Source organism: Streptomyces sp. NPDC015125 (assembly GCF_043080045.1).
GTDB lineage: Bacteria > Actinomycetota > Actinomycetes > Streptomycetales > Streptomycetaceae > Streptomyces.
Genome location: NZ_JBIBVF010000037.1, coordinates 12193 through 31994 on the forward strand (window position 1 = coordinate 12193; position 19802 = coordinate 31994).

At 73.1% G+C, this 19802-nt stretch carries 14 protein-coding genes; 5 read left to right on the forward strand and 9 right to left on the reverse strand.

Translation table 11 applies throughout. From position 1 onward, the window contains the following. Positions 1–172 precede the first annotated feature (172 nt). Positions 173–940, forward strand: a complete 768-nt coding sequence (locus ACF088_RS40610) for an MIP/aquaporin family protein (protein WP_392381018.1) — start codon at positions 173–175, stop codon at positions 938–940. A 91-nt stretch (positions 941–1031) separates the two neighbouring features. Next, positions 1032–2567 carry a glycerol kinase GlpK gene (gene glpK / locus ACF088_RS40615; RefSeq protein WP_392381019.1) on the forward strand — a complete coding sequence of 512 codons (1536 nt, stop codon included), beginning with the start codon at positions 1032–1034 and terminating at the stop codon, positions 2565–2567. A gap of 72 nt (positions 2568–2639) precedes the next feature. On the opposite strand, the gene ACF088_RS40620 is transcribed toward glpK, so the two are convergent. From ACF088_RS40620 to ACF088_RS40640, 5 genes are all read right to left on the reverse strand, one after another. Continuing rightward, complete coding sequence (locus tag ACF088_RS40620) at positions 2640–3251, reverse strand: ATP/GTP-binding protein (protein ID WP_392381020.1); 612 nt, start codon at positions 3249–3251, stop codon at positions 2640–2642. 356 nt (positions 3252–3607) lie between these two features. After that, positions 3608–4477 (reverse strand): alpha/beta fold hydrolase, encoded by an 870-nt coding sequence (locus ACF088_RS40625; protein WP_392381021.1) that lies wholly within the window; start codon positions 4475–4477, stop codon positions 3608–3610. A 215-nt stretch (positions 4478–4692) separates the two neighbouring features. Further along, positions 4693–5106, reverse strand: a complete 414-nt coding sequence (locus ACF088_RS40630; protein ID WP_392381022.1) for a DUF742 domain-containing protein — start codon at positions 5104–5106, stop codon at positions 4693–4695. 96 nt (positions 5107–5202) lie between these two features. After that, positions 5203–5643 (reverse strand): roadblock/LC7 domain-containing protein, encoded by a 441-nt coding sequence (locus ACF088_RS40635; protein WP_392381023.1) that lies wholly within the window; start codon positions 5641–5643, stop codon positions 5203–5205. Further along, entirely contained in the window at positions 5640–8621 is a 2982-nt protein-coding gene (locus ACF088_RS40640; protein ID WP_392381024.1) for a nitrate- and nitrite sensing domain-containing protein, read from the reverse strand. Before ACF088_RS40640 ends, ACF088_RS40635 begins: the two co-directional genes overlap by 4 nt. A 282-nt stretch (positions 8622–8903) precedes the next feature. Here ACF088_RS40640 and ACF088_RS40645 point away from each other — a divergent pair, with 282 nt between their 5' ends. Beyond that, positions 8904–9377: a hypothetical protein gene (locus tag ACF088_RS40645; protein ID WP_392381025.1), complete on the forward strand. Its 474-nt coding sequence runs from the start codon at positions 8904–8906 to the stop codon at positions 9375–9377. A 12-nt stretch (positions 9378–9389) separates the two neighbouring features. On the opposite strand, the gene ACF088_RS40650 is transcribed toward ACF088_RS40645, so the two are convergent. Beyond that, entirely contained in the window at positions 9390–9719 is a 330-nt protein-coding gene (locus tag ACF088_RS40650) for a bifunctional 3-phenylpropionate/cinnamic acid dioxygenase ferredoxin subunit (RefSeq protein ID WP_392381026.1), read from the reverse strand. A gap of 161 nt (positions 9720–9880) precedes the next feature. Between ACF088_RS40650 and ACF088_RS40655 the strand changes: the two genes are divergently transcribed. Beyond that, entirely contained in the window at positions 9881–10687 is an 807-nt protein-coding gene (locus ACF088_RS40655; protein ID WP_392381027.1) for an IclR family transcriptional regulator, read from the forward strand. 283 nt (positions 10688–10970) lie between these two features. After that, positions 10971–12083: an S-(hydroxymethyl)mycothiol dehydrogenase gene (locus tag ACF088_RS40660; RefSeq protein WP_392381028.1), complete on the forward strand. Its 1113-nt coding sequence runs from the start codon at positions 10971–10973 to the stop codon at positions 12081–12083. 27 nt (positions 12084–12110) lie between these two features. On the opposite strand, the gene ACF088_RS40665 is transcribed toward ACF088_RS40660, so the two are convergent. The 3 genes from ACF088_RS40665 to ACF088_RS40675 form a co-directional block, all read right to left on the reverse strand. Continuing rightward, positions 12111–16805: a hypothetical protein gene (locus tag ACF088_RS40665; protein ID WP_392381029.1), complete on the reverse strand. Its 4695-nt coding sequence runs from the start codon at positions 16803–16805 to the stop codon at positions 12111–12113. A 256-nt stretch (positions 16806–17061) separates the two neighbouring features. Then, complete coding sequence (locus ACF088_RS40670) at positions 17062–18069, reverse strand: hypothetical protein (protein WP_392381030.1); 1008 nt, start codon at positions 18067–18069, stop codon at positions 17062–17064. A gap of 142 nt (positions 18070–18211) precedes the next feature. Next, on the reverse strand, positions 18212–19735 hold the full coding sequence (locus tag ACF088_RS40675; protein WP_392381031.1) for a hypothetical protein: 1524 nt from the start codon (positions 19733–19735) through the stop codon (positions 18212–18214). Between the last annotated feature and the right edge of the window lie 67 nt (positions 19736–19802).

A 19802-nucleotide genomic window follows, 5' to 3' on the forward strand; every position in this document is an offset into this window, starting at 1 on the left:
TGTGCGCGACCTTGACGCCCCCTCATCACCGGTGAACACTTCCGGATGCCAGTCGGCACCGCCGCACTCAGGCACCCCGGCCGGGTGGCAGCGGTTGTCCGCTGCCCGCCGGTGGCACGCACCCTGCACGGAGGACCGGGGGACGTCCCCGGGCCAGGGCCAAGGAGCCGCCATGTATTCCAATGGGGACATCGTCGTCGGTGAAGTGATCGGCACCGCGATACTCATACTCTTCGGGGCCGGTGTGTGCGCCGCCGTCACCCTGCACTATTCCAAGGCGAAGGACGCCGGCTGGGTCGTGATCGCTTTCGGCTGGGGCATGGGCGTCCTGGCCGGCGCCTACACCGCGGCGCCACTGTCCGGCGGGCATCTCAACCCCGCGGTGACGCTCGGCTCGGCGGTCGCGGGCGGCACCGAGTGGTCGAAGGTGCCGCTGTACATCCTGGCCCAGATGGTCGGTGCGGCGATCGGGGCCGTACTGGCCTGGGCGCTCTACTACGCACAGTTCGCCGCCAACGCGGACCGGGACAAGGCCCAGCCGACGCTGGGGATCTTCTCCACCGGCCCGGAGATCCGCAAGCCGGCCGCCAACCTCGTCACCGAGATCATCGCCACCATCGGTCTGGTGCTGCCGCTGCTGTTCTTCGGCCGGAACAAGGGGATCGGCATCGGCCAGGTCCCCGGCGAGCACGTGGGCGTCTACGGCTCCGGGATCAATGTGCTGCTGGTCGCCCTGCTGGTCGTCGGGATCGGGCTGTCGCTGGGCGGGCCCACCGGCTACGCCATCAACCCGGCCCGGGACCTCGGACCGCGTCTGGTGCACGCTCTGCTGCCGATCCCCAACAAGGGTTCCTCGGACTGGGGTTACTCCTGGATCCCGGTGGCCGGGCCGCTGATCGGCGCGGTGCTGTCCGGCCTGGTCTACAACGTGGCGTTCTGACCCCGGCCGGGGCGTGTCCGCCCGCCCGGGCGGCCCCCGGGCCCCGGGCCCCGCTGCACCCACTCACCAGGACTTCAGGAGGCGTGACGGCATGACGGAGCGAACCGGGAAGACCGAGAAATATGTAGCCGCGATCGACCAGGGCACCACCTCCAGCCGCTGCATCATCTTCGACCACGGCGGGGCGATCGTCGCCGTCGACCAGCGCGAGCACCGGCAGATCTTCCCCAAGCCCGGCTGGGTGGAGCACGACGCCACCGAGATCTGGTCGAAGGTGCAGGCCGTGGTGGCGGGCGCGCTCACCCGGGCGGGCCTGCGCGCGGACCAGCTCAGCGCGCTGGGCATCACCAACCAGCGGGAGACCACGGTCCTGTGGGACCGGGCCACCGGCAGACCGGTGCACCAAGCGATCGTCTGGCAGGACACCCGGACCTCGCAGCTGTGTGCCGAACTGGGCGGCGCCGACGGCCAGGACCGCTTCCGGGAGGCCACCGGGCTGCCGCTGGCGAGCTACTTCTCCGGGCCGAAGGCGGCCTGGCTGCTGGACGAGATACCGGGGCTGCGGGCCCGTGCCGAGCGCGGCGAGATCGCCTTCGGCACCATCGACTCCTGGCTGATCTGGAATCTGACCGGTGGCACCGACGGCGGGGTGCATGTCACCGATGTGACCAACGCGGGCCGCACGATGCTGATGAACCTCGCCACCCTCCAATGGGATCCGGCGATCCTGTCGGCGATGAACGTGCCGGCCGCGATGCTGCCGGAGATCAGGTCGTCGGCCGAGGTGTACGGCACGGCCGTGGGGCAACTGCACGGGGTGCCCGTCGCGTCCGCGCTCGGCGACCAGCAGGCGGCCGTCTTCGGCCAGACCTGCTACGGCGTCGGCGAGGCCAAGAACACCTATGGCACCGGCTCGTTCCTGCTGCTGAACACCGGAAACCGCCCGGTCCCGTCCAAGAACGGGCTGCTGACGACGATGGGCTACCAGCTCGGTGGCGAGCCGCCGGTCTACTGTCTGGAGGGGTCCATCGCCATCACCGGTGCGCTGGTGCAGTGGTTCCGCGACCAGCTGGGCATCATCGCGTCGGCCGACGAGATCGAGCCGCTGGCGGCGAGCGTCCCGGACAACGGCGGGGCGTATGTCGTACCGGCGTTCTCCGGTCTGTTCGCGCCCTACTGGCGTTCCGACGCACGCGGCGTGATCACCGGTCTGACCGGGTTCGTCACCAAGGCGCATCTGGCGCGCGCCGTACTGGAAGCGACCAGCTGGCAGACCCGGGAGGTGGTGGACGCCATGTTCCAGGACTCGGGGGTGCGGATCACCCGGCTCAAGGTCGACGGCGGGATGACCGCCAACCATCTACTGATGCAGCATCAGGCGGATGTACTCGATGTGCCGGTGATCCGCCCGGTCATCTCGGAGACCACCTGTCTGGGAGCGGCGTACGCGGCCGGTCTGGCGACCGGTGTCTGGCAGGATCTGGACGAGCTGCGGACCCACTGGAAGCGGGACACGCAGTGGACGCCGCGGATGGACGCGCAGACCCGCGACCGCGAGTTCGCCAACTGGCGCCAGGCCGTGGAGCGGAGCTTCGGCTGGCTGGCCGAGGACGGCTCGGCGGGATAACGGCGCCGGCAGCGCGCAGACGTACGGGCCGTACCCCGGACGGCGGGGTACGGGCCGTACTTCCGCGCCCCGTCAGGGAAGCGCGGGCTCCCGGCGGCGGGCGCCGACCTCCCTCGCATGCTCGACGACGGAGATCAGCACATCCCGCGCGGAGTCCTTGAGGCGGGCATCACACAACATCACCGGCACCTGGGGGTCGAGGTCCAGGGCGTCGCGTACGGATTCCGGCGGGTAGCGGTCGGCGCCGTCGAAGCAGTTGACGGCGACCGTGAAGGGCAGCCCGCGCCGCTCGAAGTAGTCGACGGCGGCGAAGCTGTCCGACAGCCGCCGGGTGTCCGCCAGCACCACCGCACCGAGCGCGCCCCGTGCCAATTCGTCCCAAAGGAACCAGAAGCGGCCCTGCCCCGGGGTGCCGAAGAGATACAGGACCAGTTCGTCGTGGACGGTGATCCGTCCGAAGTCCATCGCGACGGTGGTGGTGGTCTTGGTCTCCACCCCGTCGAGGTCGTCGACCGGCCGCCCCGCCTCGGTCAGCCGCTCCTCGGTGCGCAGTGGTTTGATCTCGCTGACGGCACCGACCAGGGTGGTCTTACCGACCCCGAATCCGCCCGCGACCAGGATCTTGAGCGTCACCGGCTCGACGGCGGCGGACCGTCGGCGGCGATCGGATCGCCCGAAGGCCATGGGATTCTTCTCCTGAATTGCCGTGTATACGGGTGGAGCTCACGCGTGCCATCCGAGCGACGGTGCACGGGGCAGCAGGCGCAAGGGAACGGTACAACGTGCTCAGCACGGCGCCCACTTGAGATGCGTCACGCCGGGGGACGCCGTGGGTCAGAGGCGGCCAAGCTGCCCAAAAGGGCGCCGGCCGGGGGGAGGAGCGTTTCCGGGGGCCGGAGCGTGCCCGGGGGGGGCCGGGAGCCGTCAGATTTGCGGCGGGGCGGGCCGGGACCGTCCTGGTGCCCGGCCCGGCCCCGGCCCGCCGCCGGCCCGCCCCGGCGTCAGGCGTACTGGCGTACTGGCGTACTGGCGTACTGGCGTCAGGTGTACTGGCCGAGGTGGTCGAGGATCTTGGGTGTGACCACGTCGGGGACCTCTTCGGGCAGCCAGTGGCTGGCGCCCTCCAGGGCCTCGAAGCGGTAGGGGCCGTCCGCCCACTCCCCCGTGGATTCGGCAGCTCCGCGGCCCAGGGCGGTGTCCTCACTGCCCCACAGGAAGAGGGTGGGGACGGTGATCCGGCCGGCGGGCACCGAGATGACCGACTCCGGGGCGCGGTACCAGTTCAGCGTGGCGGTGAGCGCGCCCGGGGCGGAGAGGCGGCGGACATTGCCGTCCACGAGGGCGGCGGGCACCTTGCCGGCGTAGGCGGCGCGCAGCCGGGCGGCGTCATCCGCGAGCAGCGCGGTCTCCGCTGCGCCGTCGTCGCGGCGGAAGAAACGGACGTAGTCGAGGCGGTGGTGCTGGGCGGGGTCCTCGGCGGCGGCCCGGTTGAGGGCGTCCGGGTGCGGAGTGGCCAGTACGGTCAGGGACTTCAGCCGCTCGGGGTGGGCACCGGCCAGCGCCCAGGCGACCATGCCGCCCCAGTCGTGCGAGACGAGGTGAAAGCGGCCCGCGCCCTGGGAATCGGCGAAAGCCAGGGCGTCGGCGACGAGTTCGGGCACGGCGTAGTCGGCGATCCGGGGCGGGCGGGCGCGCGGGGAGTAGCCGCGCTGGTCGACGGCGACGGCGCGGTAGCCGGCCGCGCCCAGGGCGGGGAGCACCGCGCTCCAGGAGTCGGCGAACTCGGGCCAGCCGTGCAGCAACAGGACGAACTCCCCGTCGGTGGGGCCGCAGGCCAGTGCGTCGTAGGTGTACGGGCCGGCCTGGATCTCCAGGTGCTCGACGGGTGCCGGGGTCTCGTCCGTGGCCATGGCGGCGGATCTCCTCCTGTTGACGATTGCTCCACAGGCACCGTAGCCGGGACACCCGACGCACCGCCCACGGGGAGCCGACGGGACCGCGCCCCGGCCGACGCTGCGGTTCCCCGCCCGGAGCCGGACGCACCCGGAGCCGGACGCGGCCGGAACGCGGGGGCCGCCACCGCGGAAGCATGTTCCGGAGGCCGGTGGCCGCCGGCCCCGGCGGGTCACAGCGCGCGCAGGCCGTCGATCACCTCGCGCAGCACCTTCTCGTCCGGCAGCTCGGCCGGCGGCACCGGCCTGCTGACATGGACCAGCTCGGCATCCAGCAGATCCCCGATCAGGACCCGTACGACGCCGACCGGCAGGTCGAGTTCGGCCGCCAGCTCGGCGACCGACAGCGGCTCCTGCCGACACCGCTCGACGATCTCGACATGCTCGGGCGACAGGGTCTGGTCGTCGACGGTCTCCTGCGCGCGGCTCTCGGCGATCACCAGCGCGATCAGATCGAGGCGTCCCTCCGCGGCGGTACGGGTGCGCCCGCGCGTCATGGCGTACGGCCGGACGACCGGGCCCGCGTCGTCGTCGAACCAGCGGGCCGCTTCCCGGGCCCGGGCCGGCCGGCCGTCCTGCTCGCTCATGCCGAAACCTCGCTTCGCTCGGCCTCGCACTCGCGCGGCGCGCACCTGACGATTCTTCGCTCGCCGCGCTCGCTCATGGCGTCACCGTCGTCGTGCTCAGGTGGAAAGGCCGGACCGGGGCGCGGTGCCCAGGTGCGTGCCCACGCGCTTGACCAGCAGCGTCATCTCGTACGCGATCAGCCCGACATCGGAGTCCGCGTCGGCCAGTACGGCCAGGCAGCTACCGTCACCGGCCGCGCTGACGAACAGGAACGCCTCGTCCAGTTCGACCATGGTCTGCCGGACGTGGCCCGCGTCGAAGTGTCGGCCGACGCCCTTGGCCAGGCTGTGGAAGCCCGACGCGACCGCGGCCAGATGCTCGCCGTCCTCGCGGGTCAGATCCTTCGAGGCCCCGGTGGCCAGGCCGTCGCTGGAGAGGATCAGCGCCTTGCGGATGGAGCCGACCCGTTCGACCAGCTCGTCCAGGAGCCAGTTCAGCTCCCCGGATCCCTTCTCCGAGACCGGTGCGGTGGAAGCTGCTGCCTTCGGTGCGGTCATGGACCGTCCCCTCCCGATGTGGTTCCTGGTGGTGCTGTGGTACCCGTGCCGTTGCCGTGGTGCGTGGCCGTGTCACGGGCGTCCGGGTCTGTGGTGTCCGGACCGATGGTGTCAGGGCCGGTGGTGCCCGGCCCCGTGGTGTCCGGACCGGTGGTGCCCGGACCGGTGGTGGTGCCCGGACCGGTGGTGTCCGGGAGCGTGTTGCCGGTAGGCGCCGTGTCGCCGGCTGCCGGGTCGTCGCCCGGTGGCGTTCCGGTCGCGCGCGGGTCCTCGCCGTTGTCGCGGCGGCCGCGCTGCCAGCCGCGCTGGAGCGAGGCCATCCGGGCGCGGACCGCCTCCGCATCGCGGTCGTCCGCGTCCGGTGCGCTCCGCCCCCGCGTTTCGGTCTGCCCGGTGGGGTCGGCCTTGAGCTGGGGCGCGAGGCTCGCCTGCCGTACCCGGCGGGGCAGGCCCTGGGCCGTGGTGGGCGCGGGCTTCTCCCGGCCCTCGGTGGTCCGGGCTCCGTCCGCGGCCGGGTCCTGCGGCGCGGCGGACGACGACGGCCGGGCGTCGGAGCGCTCGGCGGCGCGCTCCCCGGAGCCGGCGCGCTCGGGGCGCGGGCGCCCGGGGCCGGGGCGTTCCGCGGCCCGTTTCCCGTTCGGGTCACGGTCGTCGACCGTCCTGCCGTGGTCGGAGACCAGCACCGGCGGGCGGGGACGGCGCGGCAGCGGTGCCAGCCCGCCGGGCGCCTGGTCCCGGGTCTGCTGATGCTGTTCACCGTCGGGGACGGGCGGCACCGGTGCGATGCCGCGCGGTGCGGCGGCCGGGCCGTCGGGGAGGGCGGGCTTCCTCCGGCCGCCGCCGCGGCCCCGCTTCCGCAAGGGCGCGTCCTCGTCGTCGGCCGGTCCCTGCTCGTCCGGGCCGAGCGGCGGCTCCAGTTCGACCGGCCCGTCGATGACGGCCGGGGCGCGCCGCTCCCGCCGGTGCGGTGATTGCGCCTGGGAGAGTGCGGCCAGCTTGCCCGCTGCATGCTCCAGTTCATTGCCGACGGGTCCGCCGGACAGACCGTCCGGCGCCGGGCCGTCGTCCTCCCGGCCGCCGACGGCGGAGTCGGCGAGGAGCCTTGCCGGGATGAAGACCACGGCGGTGGTGCCGCCGTACGGCGAGGGCTGCAGGGAGACCCGTACGTCCTGGCGCCGGGCGAGCCGGCTGACCACGAACAGACCGAGCCGGTCGGTGTCGGACAGCTCGAACTCGGGGGTCTCGGCGAGCCGGAGGTTGGCCTCCAGCAGCAGATCGGGGGCCATGCCCAGTCCCCGGTCGTGGATCTCCAGGGTGTAGCCGTTGGCGACCCGTTCGCCCAGGACCTGCACGGCGGTGTGCGGCGGGGAGAAGACGGTGGCGTTCTCCAGGAGTTCGGCTATCAGGTGCGTGAGGTCCGATACCGCGGGGCCGTCCACCGCGAGCCGCGGCAGCCGGCGCACCTCGATCCGCTCGTAGTCCTCCACCTCGGCGACCGCCGCGCGCACCACGTCCATCAGCTGGATCGGTTTGCGCCACTGCCGGGAGGACGCCGCCCCGGAGAGGATGACCAGCCCCTCCGCGTGCCGTCGCATACGGGTGGTCAGGTGGTCGATCCGGAAGAGGTCGGCGAGTTCGTCGGTGTTCTCGGTGCGCCGTTCCATGGCGTCCAGCAGGGTCAGCTGGCGGTGCAGCAGGACCTGGCTGCGGCGGGCGAGGTTGACGAACACCTCGGAGACGCCGCGGCGCATTTCGGCCTGTTTGACGGCGGCCTCGATCGCGGCCCGCTGGAGGGTGTGGAGCGCCTGGCCGACCTGGCCGGTTTCGTCCGGGCCGAAGGCGAGCCGGGGCGCCTCGGTCTCCACATCGACCTGTTCACCGGCCGCCAGGCGGCGCATGACACTGGGCAGCCGTACCCCGGAGACGTCATGGGCGGTCTTGCGCAGCCGGATCAGGTCCCGGACGTGCCGGCGGCCGATGCGGAACGAGACGATGACCGAGACCAGCAGCGCGGCAAAGCCGAGGACGCCGGCGACGGCGGCCTTGAGCAGGACGTGCATGGCGACGGGGGCGACGCGCTCCTGGTAGCGGTCCCCGGCGTCCTTGCCCATCCGCTGGAGGTCGCCGAGCACCTTGCCCGCGGTGGTGTTCCAGCGCTCGGCGTTGACCGCACGCGGTCCTTCCTGTGCACCGGCGGCGATCACCCGGTCCTCGTACGAGGTCAGCTCGCGGGCCTTCGCGGAGCGCCAGTAGTCCTCGTAGAGACCGCGGTCCTTGGCGGGGAGGCCGGGCAGGCTGGTGCTGTAGAGGACCCGGCGTTCGGCGACCCGGTCGGACAGGGCGCGCAGATCGCGCTTGTTCATGCTGCCGGAGAGGAACACCGCGGACATCAGGGCGTCCTCGCGGGAGACCGCCTCCCGGGCCCGGGTGATATTGACCAGCGCCCTGGCCTGCTTGTCCATCTCCACGTTCTCCAGGGCGTGGAGCGCGGCGAGGAAGTCATAGCCGGGGTCGACGAGGGAGTTGTAGCTCTCCATGGCCTCGTCGCGGGAGACGGTGTTGTCCTCGACCTGGGCCCGCAGCGAGCCGAGTGTGCCCAGGCCCTTGAGGACGCCGTTCAGCCGGTCGGCATTGCCGTCGCTGAGATCCTCGCGGACGCCGCGCAGGTCGATGTCGGCGCGCAGCTGGGTGACGGCCTCGTCGGTGGCCCGGGTCTGCCGGTGGAGCTCGTCGAGCGCGTTGGCGCCGCGCCGGTCGGCGAGGTACAGCAGGCTCTGCCGGCGCTCCCGCTGGAGGGTCTGGATGACGTCCTCGACCGGGTAGCCCAGATTCTTCACGACGTTGCCGACGTCCAGCAGCTGGTTCGCCTCACGCCCGGTGATATAGGTCGTGAACGCCCACATACACGTCAGGGACACCAACGGTACGAGCAGCAACGCCACGATCTTCCGGCGGACCGACTTCCCGCGAAAGCGCATGGCCTCCCCTACGTCAACCCCGGCGCACGGGGGTGGTGTTCCGTCAACAAACGGCGCGAGCCTACTACTGTCGGGGGACCAAGCCGAAGACCTCTCCCGCCGTCGGGGAAGCAACCGGGGCGGGATCCTCGTCAGTTGTCCACCGATTCCCGGACAACCTGCCCGCGTTCACGCCCCGGACCACGCCCTTACCCTCCGGCAACATCCCGGACGGTTGGCCGGTTTTGCTCTACCCCGGGTAACTCTGCGCGGCTCCGGTACGTGACCATGAGGAGGAACGGGGTGCGGCACCACGGGCATGTACCCGGCGAAATCCGGGCAGCCACCGAGGAGTCGGACACGCGGGGAGAGTACGGGGAGAGTGACGCGTTCATGGACACCGGCAGACAGCCGTTGTGGCAGGAGGAACCGGCGGTCCGGCGCCGGATGGCGGATCCGGTGCGTACCGCCGCGGTGCGTGCCGTGATCATCGTGGCACTCACCCTGATCCAGGCGATGGTGGCCTTTCTGTGCACCCTGGCGGGCTCCTGGTTCGCGTTCCCCGCCGTGCTCAGCACGGTCGCCAGCACCGTGGTCGCCACCTGGGCGGTGCTGGACGTCTGGGTCACCCGCCAGGTGTGGGTGCAGCGCTACGGGGTGCAGTCGCAGCCGAGCAGTACGGCCCGGGAACGGCGCCGCGAGCGGCGAAGGGCACGCCGGCAGCGGCGCCGGGCATCACGGGAGGGCCCGTCGCGGATCGACCGGGCGGCCGCCTGAGCGGCCGGGTGTTTACGCCACCGCCTCTTCCCGCACGGCGGGCCGCACATGAATCATGCCGTCCAGGACACTGACCTCGTGGGTGCGCACCGGCCGGCGGGCGGGCAGGCAGGCCGGGGCGCCGGTGCGCAGGTCGAACAGGGCCGCGTGCAGCGGGCATTCGACGAAGCAGCCCTCGACCCAGCCCTCGGAGAGCGAGGCGTCCTGATGGCTGCAGGTGTCGTCGACGGCGTAGTAGCCGCCCTCGGCATGAAAGACCGCGATGGCCGGTGTGACGTCGTCGATCTCGATCCGTACGGACTCACCCTCGGGCAGGTCCTCGGTGCGGCAGACGGGAATCATCTGGCCCCCCTCTCGCTGATCGGTATCATGTGTTCTGAATAACGCATCGCAGAGCGCGATGCGCAACAGAATCCAAGCCGGGGAGCGGGCCGTCAAGGGCTTCCCGACAGATGCCCTCAGACGTGCCCCGCAGGGGCCACCGGGTGGTGACACAAAGACCCATGTCGAACACGAGCGATACGGCAGGCGACCGGTCCGAGGAACGGCGCGGCGGGGCGGGATCCGTCCAGTCCGTGGACCGTGCGGTGAGCGTGCTGGAGATCCTGGCCAAGCTGCGCGAGGCCGGGGTGACCGAGATCGCCGAGGAACTGGGCGTCCACAAATCGACCGCGTTCCGGATCCTCGGGGTGCTGGAGAACCGCGGGCTGGTGGAGCAGGAGAAGGATCGCGGGAAGTACTACCTGGGCGCCGGGGTGCTGCGGCTGGCCGGCGCCGCCGCGATCCGGCTGGACATCTCGCAGGAGGGCCAGCCGGTGTGCCGTGCGCTCGCCGAGGACACCGGGGAGACGGCCAACATCGCGGTGCTCGACGGTGATGCGGCGGTCAACATCATGCAGGCCAGGGGCTCCGCCGCGGTCACCGCGTACAACTGGCTGGGCCGCCGCACCCCGCTGCACGCCACCGCCAGCGGCAAGGTGCTGCTGGCGCATCTGCCGCCGGAGCGCCGGGAGACCCTGGTGACCCGCAAGCTGCCGCGGTTCACCGAGCACACCCTGACCACGGCGTCCGGTCTGCGGGCGCAGCTCACCGCCGCGCTCACGGACGGATTCGCCTGCACCAGCGAGGAGTTGGAGATCGGCCTGAATGCGGTGGCGGCACCGGTCCATGCGCACGACGGTGCGGTGATCGGCGCGATCGGCCTCTCGGGCCCGGCGTACCGGATGGAGCACGGGCTGCTGCCGGAGCTCGCGGAGCGGTCCGCGAAGGCGGCCGCGGAACTCTCCCGCCTGATGGGGTACCCGGGTTGAGCCGCCGGGGCCCAGGGGGCGTCTCTCCCTAGCGAAAAATCCCCCTTGACGGATCCTGACCCGACTTCCAGCATGTCTCCTATAGCGCAACCCAGCGCACTATGGGCAACACGGAGACAGGGGTGGACCGTTCTCCACCGCTGTCCCCTGTCGCAGGTTTCCTGGTCTCCGCATTCCCCGCATTCCCAGCACCGCGCACCACTCCCACCCCTCACAGGCATCCGTGCCACCTCACGCGTGCTACCCGCCCTGCCGCCCGCAGGCGCCGTTTTAGGAGTGAGACATGCCGCACGAAGCCCGCGCCGTCGTCGCCCTCAAGAAGGGCGCCCCCGTCGAGGTGCTGTCGATCCTCGTACCCGATCCCGGTCCGGGCGAAGTGCTCGTGACCGTGCAGGCCTGCGGGGTGTGCCACACCGATCTGCATTACCGCGACGGCGCGATCGGCGACGACTTCCCGTACCTGCTCGGCCATGAGGCGGCCGGGGTCATCGAGGCGGTGGGCGACGGTGTCACGGACCTGGCCCCCGGTGACTATGTGGTGCTGGCCTGGCGGGCGCCCTGCGGACAGTGCCGTGCCTGCCGTCGCGCCCGCCCCTGGTACTGCTTCGCGTCCCGCAACGCCGAGCAGCGGATGACCCTGCAGGGGGGCACCTCCCGGACGAGGTCCGGGGGAGGTACGGAACTGACCGCGGCGCTGGGCATCGGCGCCTTCGCCGAGAAGACCCTGGTCGCCGCCGGGCAGGCGGTGAAGGTCGATCCCTCGGCCCGCCCGGAGGCCGCGGGGCTGATCGGCTGCGGGGTGATGGCCGGATACGGCGCGGCCGTGCACACCGGAGGGGTGGGCAGCGGGGACACCGTCGCCGTCATCGGCTGTGGTGGCGTCGGCAATGCCGCGATCGCGGGCGCCTCCCGGGCCGGCGCCCGACGGGTGATCGCCGTCGATCTCGACGAGGGCAAGCTGGACGCCGCCGAGCGCTTCGGCGCCACCGACACCGTCAACTCCCGTGGCACGGACCCGGTCGAGGCGGTCCGCGCACTCACCGGCGGGCACGGCGCCGATGTGGTGATCGATGCGGTGGGCCGCCCGGAGACCTACCGGCAGGCGTTCTACATGCGCGATCTGGCCGGCACGCTGGTCCAGGTCGGCGTGCCGGACCCGGACATGCGGATCGAACTGCCGCTCATCGACCTCTTCTCCCGCGGCGGCGCGCTCAAGTCGTCCTGGTACGGCGACTGTCTGCCCAGCCGGGACTTCCCGGTGCTGATCGACCTGTTCCTGAGCGGCAAGCTCGATCTGGAGCGGTTCATCAGCGAGACGATCACACTCGACGACATCGACACGGCCTTCGCGAAGATGCAGCGCGGGGAGGTCCTGCGGTCGGTCGTGGTGATGTGACCGTCCGCAGGCCTCCCGTGCCGTGGCTCACCCGGTGGCCGGATCCGCCTCCTCCTCGGGAGCCGGGTCCTCCGGTCGGCGGTACATCCGCGTCGCCGTGATCTGGCCGTGCACCGCCTCGCCGGAGGGGTCCGGCTGCGGCAGGCCCGGCCGCAGATGCTCCTCGACGCTGATGTACTTCAGCCCGGCCCGCAGGTCCGCGTCATTGCGCAGCCGGATGACCAGCGGGAACTCCGCGAGCGCCGTGGTGTCGAAGAGGCCCGTGGTGTAGAGCAGCTGGACGCCCAGCGCATCGGCGACGGCGCGCTGGAGCTCCAGCAGATAGGTCGCGTTGGCGCGGCCGATGGGGTTGTCCAGGAACAGCGTGCCGGCGTGCCGCTGCTTGTCGCGACCCCGGTCGTTGCTGCGCAGCGCCGCCATCGTGCAGTACAGCGCGATGGCGGCGGTCAGCAGCTGACCGCCGGAGAAGACATCGCCCATCTGTCCGACCGGCACCCGCTCGGCGCGCAGTACCGCGTCCGGCTTGAGGATCTCCACGGCCACCCCGCGCGGCTGCAGCGCCGCGCTGACCCCGCGCAGCAGCAGGGACATCCCGTCCCGGCGCAGATCGCTGTTCTTCTTGACGGCCGCACGGGTCGCCTCGTCGATCACTTCGCCCAGCCGCTCGGCGAGCGTGGCCTGGTCGGGGTCCTCGAAGCGGATCCGCAGGAACTCCTGCCCGGACCACTCCCCCAGCCCCTCGGGCAGCCGGGACAGCCGCTGGGCCGAGCGCAGTGTCGTCAGCGACGACTCGACCAGCCCGCGCAGCCGGTCGACGATGGAGTCGCGGTTGCGCTCCAGCTGCTCCAGCTCGTCGGTGAGCACCCGCAGCCGGGGCGCGAAGGCCTCCGCCCACTTGGCCGCATGGTCCGGCAGGGCCGCGGCGGGCAGTTCGCGGATCTGCTGCCGGGCGGGGGTACGGACCTGTTCGTAGCGGGTGGAGTTGGCGTGCCGCACGAGGATGTCGCTCGCCTCGCGCACCGCGGACTCGGCGGTGGAGAGGTCGGCGGCGCAGCCGCGCAGCGAGCGGCGGGACTCGGCGGCGGCCTGCCGGGCGTCCTCCACCCGGCCGGCGTACGGCTCGGTCGGCCCGTCGCCGGCGTCCTCGGCGTCCTGGTGATCGCGGAGCAGATCGCGCAGCAGGGCGGCGGTCTCGTCGAAGCCGCCCGCGGCGTCCTCGGCGGCGCGGTGGCCGCGCAGCAGCTCCTCGTGCTGCGCCCGGGCGGCCTCCAGCGCCTCGGTGGCGGTGGCCAGTTCACCGGACGCCGCGCGCAGCAGCTCCTTGGCGCGGTCGGCGTCCTTGGGCACCAGCTCGTCGGGCAACTCGGTGTGTGCCTCGCCGTCGGTGGGGGCGAGGCGCTCGGCCTCGCCACGCAGCCGGCCGAGCTGTTCGCTGGCGGCCGAGGCGCGGGTCTCCAGCATCTGCACCAGCGATTCGGCGCGGCCCGCGGCGGCCTGCCGGGACGGGCCGTCGGCGGCGTCCGGGCTCTCCAGCAGCGCCTCCGCGCGGGTGCGGACCTTGTTGGTGAGGCGGTTCAACTCGGCCAGGGCGGCGCTCTCGTCGCCCTCGGCGCGGGCCTGTTCGGCGCGCAGATCGGCGCCGACGCCCACCTTCTCGTACAGCTGGGAGGCGGCGCGGTAGGCCTCGCGCAGCGCGGGCAGCGAGGCGCTGGTGCCCTCCGCGGCCGCCCCCACCTCGTCCGGTACGCCGGCGATCTCGGCGCGCTCGGCGCGCAGTGCCCGGGCGGTGCGCCGGGCGTCGTCGGCAGCGCGCTGGGCGGCCCTGCGGTCCTCGTCGGCGGCCCGTGCGCGATCCACGCATTCCTCGGCGCGATCCTCGAACTCGGCCGCCTCATCGGCGAGTTCACGCATCCGGGACTGCCAGGAGGCGCGCTCGCGCAGCCGGTGGGCAAGCCCGGCCAGCAGGTCGGCGGCGCGGCGGGCGCGCTGTGCGGTCTCCTGGCGTTCGTCGCGCACCCGGGTGGCCTCGGCCGCGACCTCCTCGGTCCCGTCGCGGGCGGCACGGGCCTCGGCCAGCTCGGCGGCGGCCTCCTCCGCCGCCGTACGGGTCTCGTCCGCGGCGGCGGTCAGTTCCCCCAGGCGCCCGGCCGGGCAGCCCGCACGCCACGAGCCGAGCCGGGCGGCCAGTGCCCGGTCCCCGGCGAGCCGGGCGGCCAGCGCCCGGATCTCGTCGTCACGCTCTATGGCGCGCGCCCGCAGCGCCTGGCGCTCCTCGTCGGCGGCGGATTCATCGTGCATCGCCGGGTTCGGCGGGACGAGGAATACCTGACCGGAGGTGCTCTCCCGCTCGTCGGGGGCGGGCGTGGGCGCGAGCAGCGCGGCGGCGGTACCGACCGCGACGGCCGAACGCGGCAGCAGCGCGGCCTGGGCGAGCACCTCGCGGGCCCGGGCATGGGTGTCCGGGTCGGTGATGATCACGCCGTCGACGAGCTCGGGGCGGGCGGCGAGCACCCGGGTGTGGTCGGCCGGGTCGACGGACTGGGCGAGATAGCGCCAGCCGGGCAGTGCGGGGACGCCGTGCTCACCGAGGTACTCCACGGCGGCCAGCACATCGGGCCCCGGGGGCAGCAGTCCGCCGTCGCCCAGCGCGCCGAGGATCCGCGCATCGTCGGCGGCGGCCGTGCGCAGGTCGAACAGCTGCCGTTCGGCGGCGGCGACGCCCCCCTCCAGCAGCTCGTGCAGCTCGTCGGCGTTGCGGTCCAGCTCCTCGGCGGTGAGCGGGCCGGCGGTGGGGCGGCGGGGGGCGACCGGGTCCGTGCCGGGCGTGGCCGTACGGGGGGCGGGCACGCCGGGGGACTTGGCCTCGGACTGCGGGAGTCCGAGGAGGTCGGCGAGCCGCTGCTCGGCACCGATCGACTCGGCGGCCCGGCGCTCGGCGTCGTGGGCACGCTCGGCGGCTTGCGCGGCGTCCTCGGCGCGGGCCGCCGCCAGCTCGGCGGTGGAGTGCCTCGCTGCGGCCTCGCGGGCGCGGTCGGTGGCCTGCCGGGCGGTCTCCCGGGCGGACTCCCAGGCTTCGACGGCGGTCTTCTCGGCGTCCGCGGCGGCGAGCGCGGCACGGGCCGGGTCGGCGTCGGGGGCGCTGTCGTCCAGCCAGCCGGCCCGGACGGCTTCGGCGGTCTCCTCGGTGACCTCCGCCAGACGCTGTTTGAGGTGGTCGGCCTCACTGCGGGCGCGCTGGGCGTGGGTGGCGGCCGTGGTGGCACCGCGGTGCGCGGACTCACCGGCCTCCTGGAGGGCCGCGGAGCGTTCCTCCTCCTCGTTGGCGACCTGCTCACCGGCTTCGGCCGCGGCATGCAGGGCACGCACGAGGTCGGCGGCGGCGGTGGCCCGGGCGGCGAGCGCGGGGGCGGCGTCCCGCTCGGCCTCGCGGATGGCGGCGGCGACCCGCGCCGAGCGGTCGGCGGCGGCGCGGTGCCGCAGCGCGGTCTCGGCGGCCTGCCAGGCGCTGTGCAGCGTACGGGCGTCGTTCAGCTCACGGCGCTGGGCGGCGGCGCCCTTCTCGGCGGCGGCCAGCGCCAGCGAGGCGTGCCGGTAGGCGAGTTCGGCGGAGACCAGGGAGCGGCGCTCGCGGCCCCGCTCGGCGTCGGTGACGCGATGAGCCGCGGCGGCGACCTCTTCGGCCAGCTCGGCGGCGCGGCCGCGCTCCTCGGTGCCGCGGGCGTAGAGCCGCTGGGCGAGGCCGCGGGTGCGGCGCTCGGCGCCCGCATGCACCTCACGGGCGCGTTCGCGCTGCTCGGCGGCGTCGGCGATACGGGAGAGCAGATCGAGGGAACCGGCGGTGAAGTCCCGCTCGGCGGTGAGTTCGGCGCGCCGACCGAGCTTGTGGGCGAAGCCGTGCACGAGGTCGGCGAGGCCGTCGGTGTCCCGGGTGTCCGTGACGGCGCGCAGGAGGAGGTCGGTGAAGTCCGAGTCGTTCTTGACCGCGAAGAGGCCGGCCGCCTCACCCTCGTCGGCGTTCATCTCCCGCTGGTAGCGGAAGAGTTCGGGGTCCAGGCCCAGATCGCCGAGGTGTACGTTCCAGCGCTCGTGGGTCTCCTCCCAGACCACGTCCAGATTGGGGTAGCTCTTCCCGGCCTCGGTGAGGACGTCGCGGAAGCCCTTCATCGTGCGCCGGCGGCCCTGGGCTCCGGAGCTGCCCTCACCGCTCTCCTGGCGGGGACGGACGACGGTGGCCTCGGCGACGGGGAGGGAGTCCAGGCTCATGCCCGGACCGGGACGGAAGCTGTACCAGGCCTCGGCGAACTTCCGGGGGTCGTTGGAGACCTGTCGGCCGCGCCATTCGCTGACCTTGCCGACGACCACGCTCTCACCGGTGAGGACGTGCTGCCACTCCAGGGCGACATGGCCGCAGTCGTCGGCGAGCAGGAATTTGCGCAGGACGCCGGAGCTGGCGCCGCCGAGGGTGTTGCGGTGGCCGGGCAGCATCACCGAGAAGATCAGCTTGAGCAGGACGGACTTGCCGCCGCCGTTCTCCAGGAAGAGCACACCCGCGGGCGCCGGGCGGCGTGGCGGGCCGACCGGTTCGTCCTCGAAGAAGTCCGCCTGGGCCGGGGCCGGTCGGGGTACGGGCGCGCCGACTCCGCGCAGGTCCAGCACGGTGTCGGCGTAGCGCGCACCGGCGGGCCCGATGGAGTAGAGGCGGACCCGGGACAGCTCGTACATGGCGGACTCTCGTTGTCGTGTCGGGAAGGGGTGGTGCTGCTCCCCCGCCCCTCCCCCTCCTCCCCTTCGGGGAGGGTTCGGGGGTGGGAGGGAAGCAAGGGCGTGCGGCGGTCGGCCGGCGGCGGTCGGAACGGTCCGTGTCGGGTGGTCGGTCGGAGCAGTCGATGGCTGTCGTTCGGCGCGGTGTCGGTGGCGGGCCGGCCGGCGCGGTCGCCCGCCCGCCGGTCGGAATGTCAGCGGTCGTGGGGCCGGCCCGTCATCCGGAGTGGAAGGGCAGTCCGGCGTCTGCGACCAGGTCGAGGTCTTCGGTGTCCTCGCCCGGCAGCAGTGCGGCGCTGCCGTCGGCGACGGGGACGATGCCCAGCTCCAGCAGCTCGGCCATGGCGGCGCTGCCCGCCATGTCGCGGACCTGGAGCTGATAGCGGGCGGTGGTGCGGTAGGCGCCACCGGAGTCATCGCCGGTGCGCTGCAGGAAGCCGGAGTCCACGAGGAAGGTGACGGCCTTGGCGATGATGCCCGTGGTCGAACCGGCGAGCCGGCGGGCGTCCTTGGTGGCGCCGGTCGCGCTGCGCCGCGCGTAGAGGCGCCAGGCGGATTCCAGGCCGGGGGCGTCGGTGGCGGGGTCGGTGTTCTCGCCCTCCTGCTCGGCGCGCTCCTCCAGGCGACGGCAGGCCTGCCGGACGAAGGCGTCGACGCCGTTGACGGTGATCCGGCCGATATAGCCGTCGTCGGCGAGGTCATCGGGACGCGGGAAGGCCAGTGCGGCGACGGCGAGGTGGGCCAGGCCGTGCAGAAAGCGGTCGGCGGAGTCGGCGGAGGTGCGACGCGCGTAGTCACCCATCCGTACGGCGAAAACGGAGTCCTCGTGGGCGGTGACGGCCATCCCGGCGCGGGTGGAGACCTCCAGGACGACCAGGCCGAGGCCGGTGGCGACGGCGTCGGCGAGCCGGGCGAAGGCGAGCTCGTCGCGATAGCGGCGCAGCAGTTCGCCGTATTCGGCGTCGCGGGCGGGCAGCAGCTTGGGCTGGAGGCCGAAGGACACCAGCCGGGCGGCGTCGGCGGCGTCGGCCGGGGTGACGGATTGGGGTCGCCCCTGCTCGTGGCGGTCCCCCCGCTCAAGCGAAACCGGGGGAGGCGGAGGAGCCGGGAGCTCGGGGGCGGGCCCGGCCGCGGCCGGCTCGGTGTCGGCGGTGGGCGCGCCCCAGCCCGGTTCACCGGCCGCGGACGCCGGATCCGGCTGCGGCGCCTCGTCGTACTGGGTCACGGAACAAGCTCCTTGCTGGGGACGGTCTCGGAAATCTCTGGCCGGCACGACGCCGGGCGGCGGGGCGGCATCGGGCCGGGGCCCTGCCGGACCGGGCGCGCCACGCCGCTGGCCGGCCGCCCGTCCCGGACACGCGCCGCCATCACGCCACCTCCGAACGGTCCGCGGCCATTCCGGCGGAGTCCAGCAGGGCCGTGCCGACGATGAGGTCGGCGCCGCCGAACTCGGGGTCGGTCAGCTCGGTGCCGTCGTCGACGGCGAACAGCAGCTGCTGCTCGCCCTGCCGGTACGCGGTGCCGACCGGCGGGCTGGCGGCGTGCACCGCCAGCAGGGCGACGAGGTAGGGGAGTTCAGGGTCGCTGCGGCGGGCGTCGGCGAGGAGTCCGGAGAGCCTTCGGGGGGCGTCGGCGGGCAGGTCGAGCAGCGTCATCGCGGCGTCGAGCTGCGCCTCGCTGAAGCGGCTGTCGTCGGGCGTCGCCACCAGGTCGGGCTCGGGCATCTCGGCGCCGAGGTGCTCGCGCTCCACGGGCGGGGTGAGCAGCACCTCGACGAGGTCGCCGACCCGGACTGCCGAGGGCGTGCGCAGGCCCGTGCCATGGGCGAAGAAGGCGTCGGTGACGCGGATGGCCTGCTCGGCGGGGAGCGGCAGCAACGGGGCGACGAGCTGGCCGTAGAGGTCGAGCCCGGAGCGGGCGACGGGGGTGGCGAAGGCCTGCCGGTCCTGTTCGGCGCGGAAGAGCGGTCCGGCCTCCAGCAGCCGGGACTGGAGCTGGGTGTGGCGGCGGATGCAGTCCTTGACGATGTCGACGAGCTCGGCGGCGCGGCGCTTGTGCTCGGGCTCCTCGGTCTCGTCACGGGCCTTGCGGATGTTGGTCAGGATGGCGTTCTCGTGGCGGTAGCGGTCCGCGACGTGGTCCAGCGCCTCGTTGATCATGTCCGGGACGGTCTCCAGCCAGTCCACGGCGCGGACGTTGCGGCGGGTGGCGTCCAGGGTCCTGCGCAGCGTCTCGGCGTACTGCACGGTGCGGTAGCGGGCCTGCTCGGCGGCGAGCTGGGCGTCGGCCAGTCGGCCGCGGTTGATCAGCACCTCCAGCTTGACCTCGGCGGCGATCTGGGCGCTGGTGACGTCCGTGTCGAGCGCGCCGACCAGGACGTTGACCGCTTCGTCGGTGGCCCGCAGGAAGACGGTGCCGCCGGTGCCGGGGACCTCCTCGATCAGCTTGAAGTCGTAATCGCGGCGGACGTACTGGCCTTTGACGTCGAAGGTGCCGTAGACGGCCCGGAAGCCGCGGTCCACGCTGCCGACGTTGATGAGGTTCTCCAGCACCCAGCGGGCCACCCGCTCGTGCTCACCCGTGGGACGGCGGGGAGCCTGGGCGGCGACCCGCGGGAGTACCTTCGCCACTATCTCCTCGTGGTCGGCGCCGGTGTCGAAGTCCATGTTGAGGGTGACGAGGTCGATGACGGCGAGCGCCACCTCCGCCATGGCGTAGATCCCGTACTCGCCCGCGAGGTTGGCCTTGCGCACGTCGAGGTCGTGCAGCGGCGCGGTGCACGCGAGGGCGCGCAGCCGGCGGGCCAGGCCTTCGTCGGCTGCCGGTCCCGGCGCGGGCCGGTTCGGGCCGTTGAGCTGGGGCGCAGCGGGCCCCGGGGCGGAAAAAGTCACGTCGCACAGAGTAGGCGCTCGCACTGACAACGGACGAAACGGCGCGGATCCGTTCAGCGGATCCGTT

Coding starts and splice junctions, on each gene's coding strand:
- ACF088_RS40610 (WP_392381018.1), top strand. CDS start 173: ATGTATTCCAATGGGGACATCGTCGTCGGTGAAGTGATCGGCACCGCG.
- glpK (WP_392381019.1), top strand. CDS start 1,032: ATGACGGAGCGAACCGGGAAGACCGAGAAATATGTAGCCGCGATCGAC.
- ACF088_RS40620 (WP_392381020.1), bottom strand. CDS start 3,251: ATGGCCTTCGGGCGATCCGATCGCCGCCGACGGTCCGCCGCCGTCGAG.
- ACF088_RS40625 (WP_392381021.1), bottom strand. CDS start 4,477: ATGGCCACGGACGAGACCCCGGCACCCGTCGAGCACCTGGAGATCCAG.
- ACF088_RS40630 (WP_392381022.1), bottom strand. CDS start 5,106: ATGAGCGAGCAGGACGGCCGGCCGGCCCGGGCCCGGGAAGCGGCCCGC.
- ACF088_RS40635 (WP_392381023.1), bottom strand. CDS start 5,643: ATGACCGCACCGAAGGCAGCAGCTTCCACCGCACCGGTCTCGGAGAAG.
- ACF088_RS40640 (WP_392381024.1), bottom strand. CDS start 8,621: ATGCGCTTTCGCGGGAAGTCGGTCCGCCGGAAGATCGTGGCGTTGCTG.
- ACF088_RS40650 (WP_392381026.1), bottom strand. CDS start 9,719: ATGATTCCCGTCTGCCGCACCGAGGACCTGCCCGAGGGTGAGTCCGTA.
- ACF088_RS40655 (WP_392381027.1), top strand. CDS start 9,881: ATGTCGAACACGAGCGATACGGCAGGCGACCGGTCCGAGGAACGGCGC.
- ACF088_RS40660 (WP_392381028.1), top strand. CDS start 10,971: ATGCCGCACGAAGCCCGCGCCGTCGTCGCCCTCAAGAAGGGCGCCCCC.
- ACF088_RS40665 (WP_392381029.1), bottom strand. CDS start 16,805: ATGTACGAGCTGTCCCGGGTCCGCCTCTACTCCATCGGGCCCGCCGGT.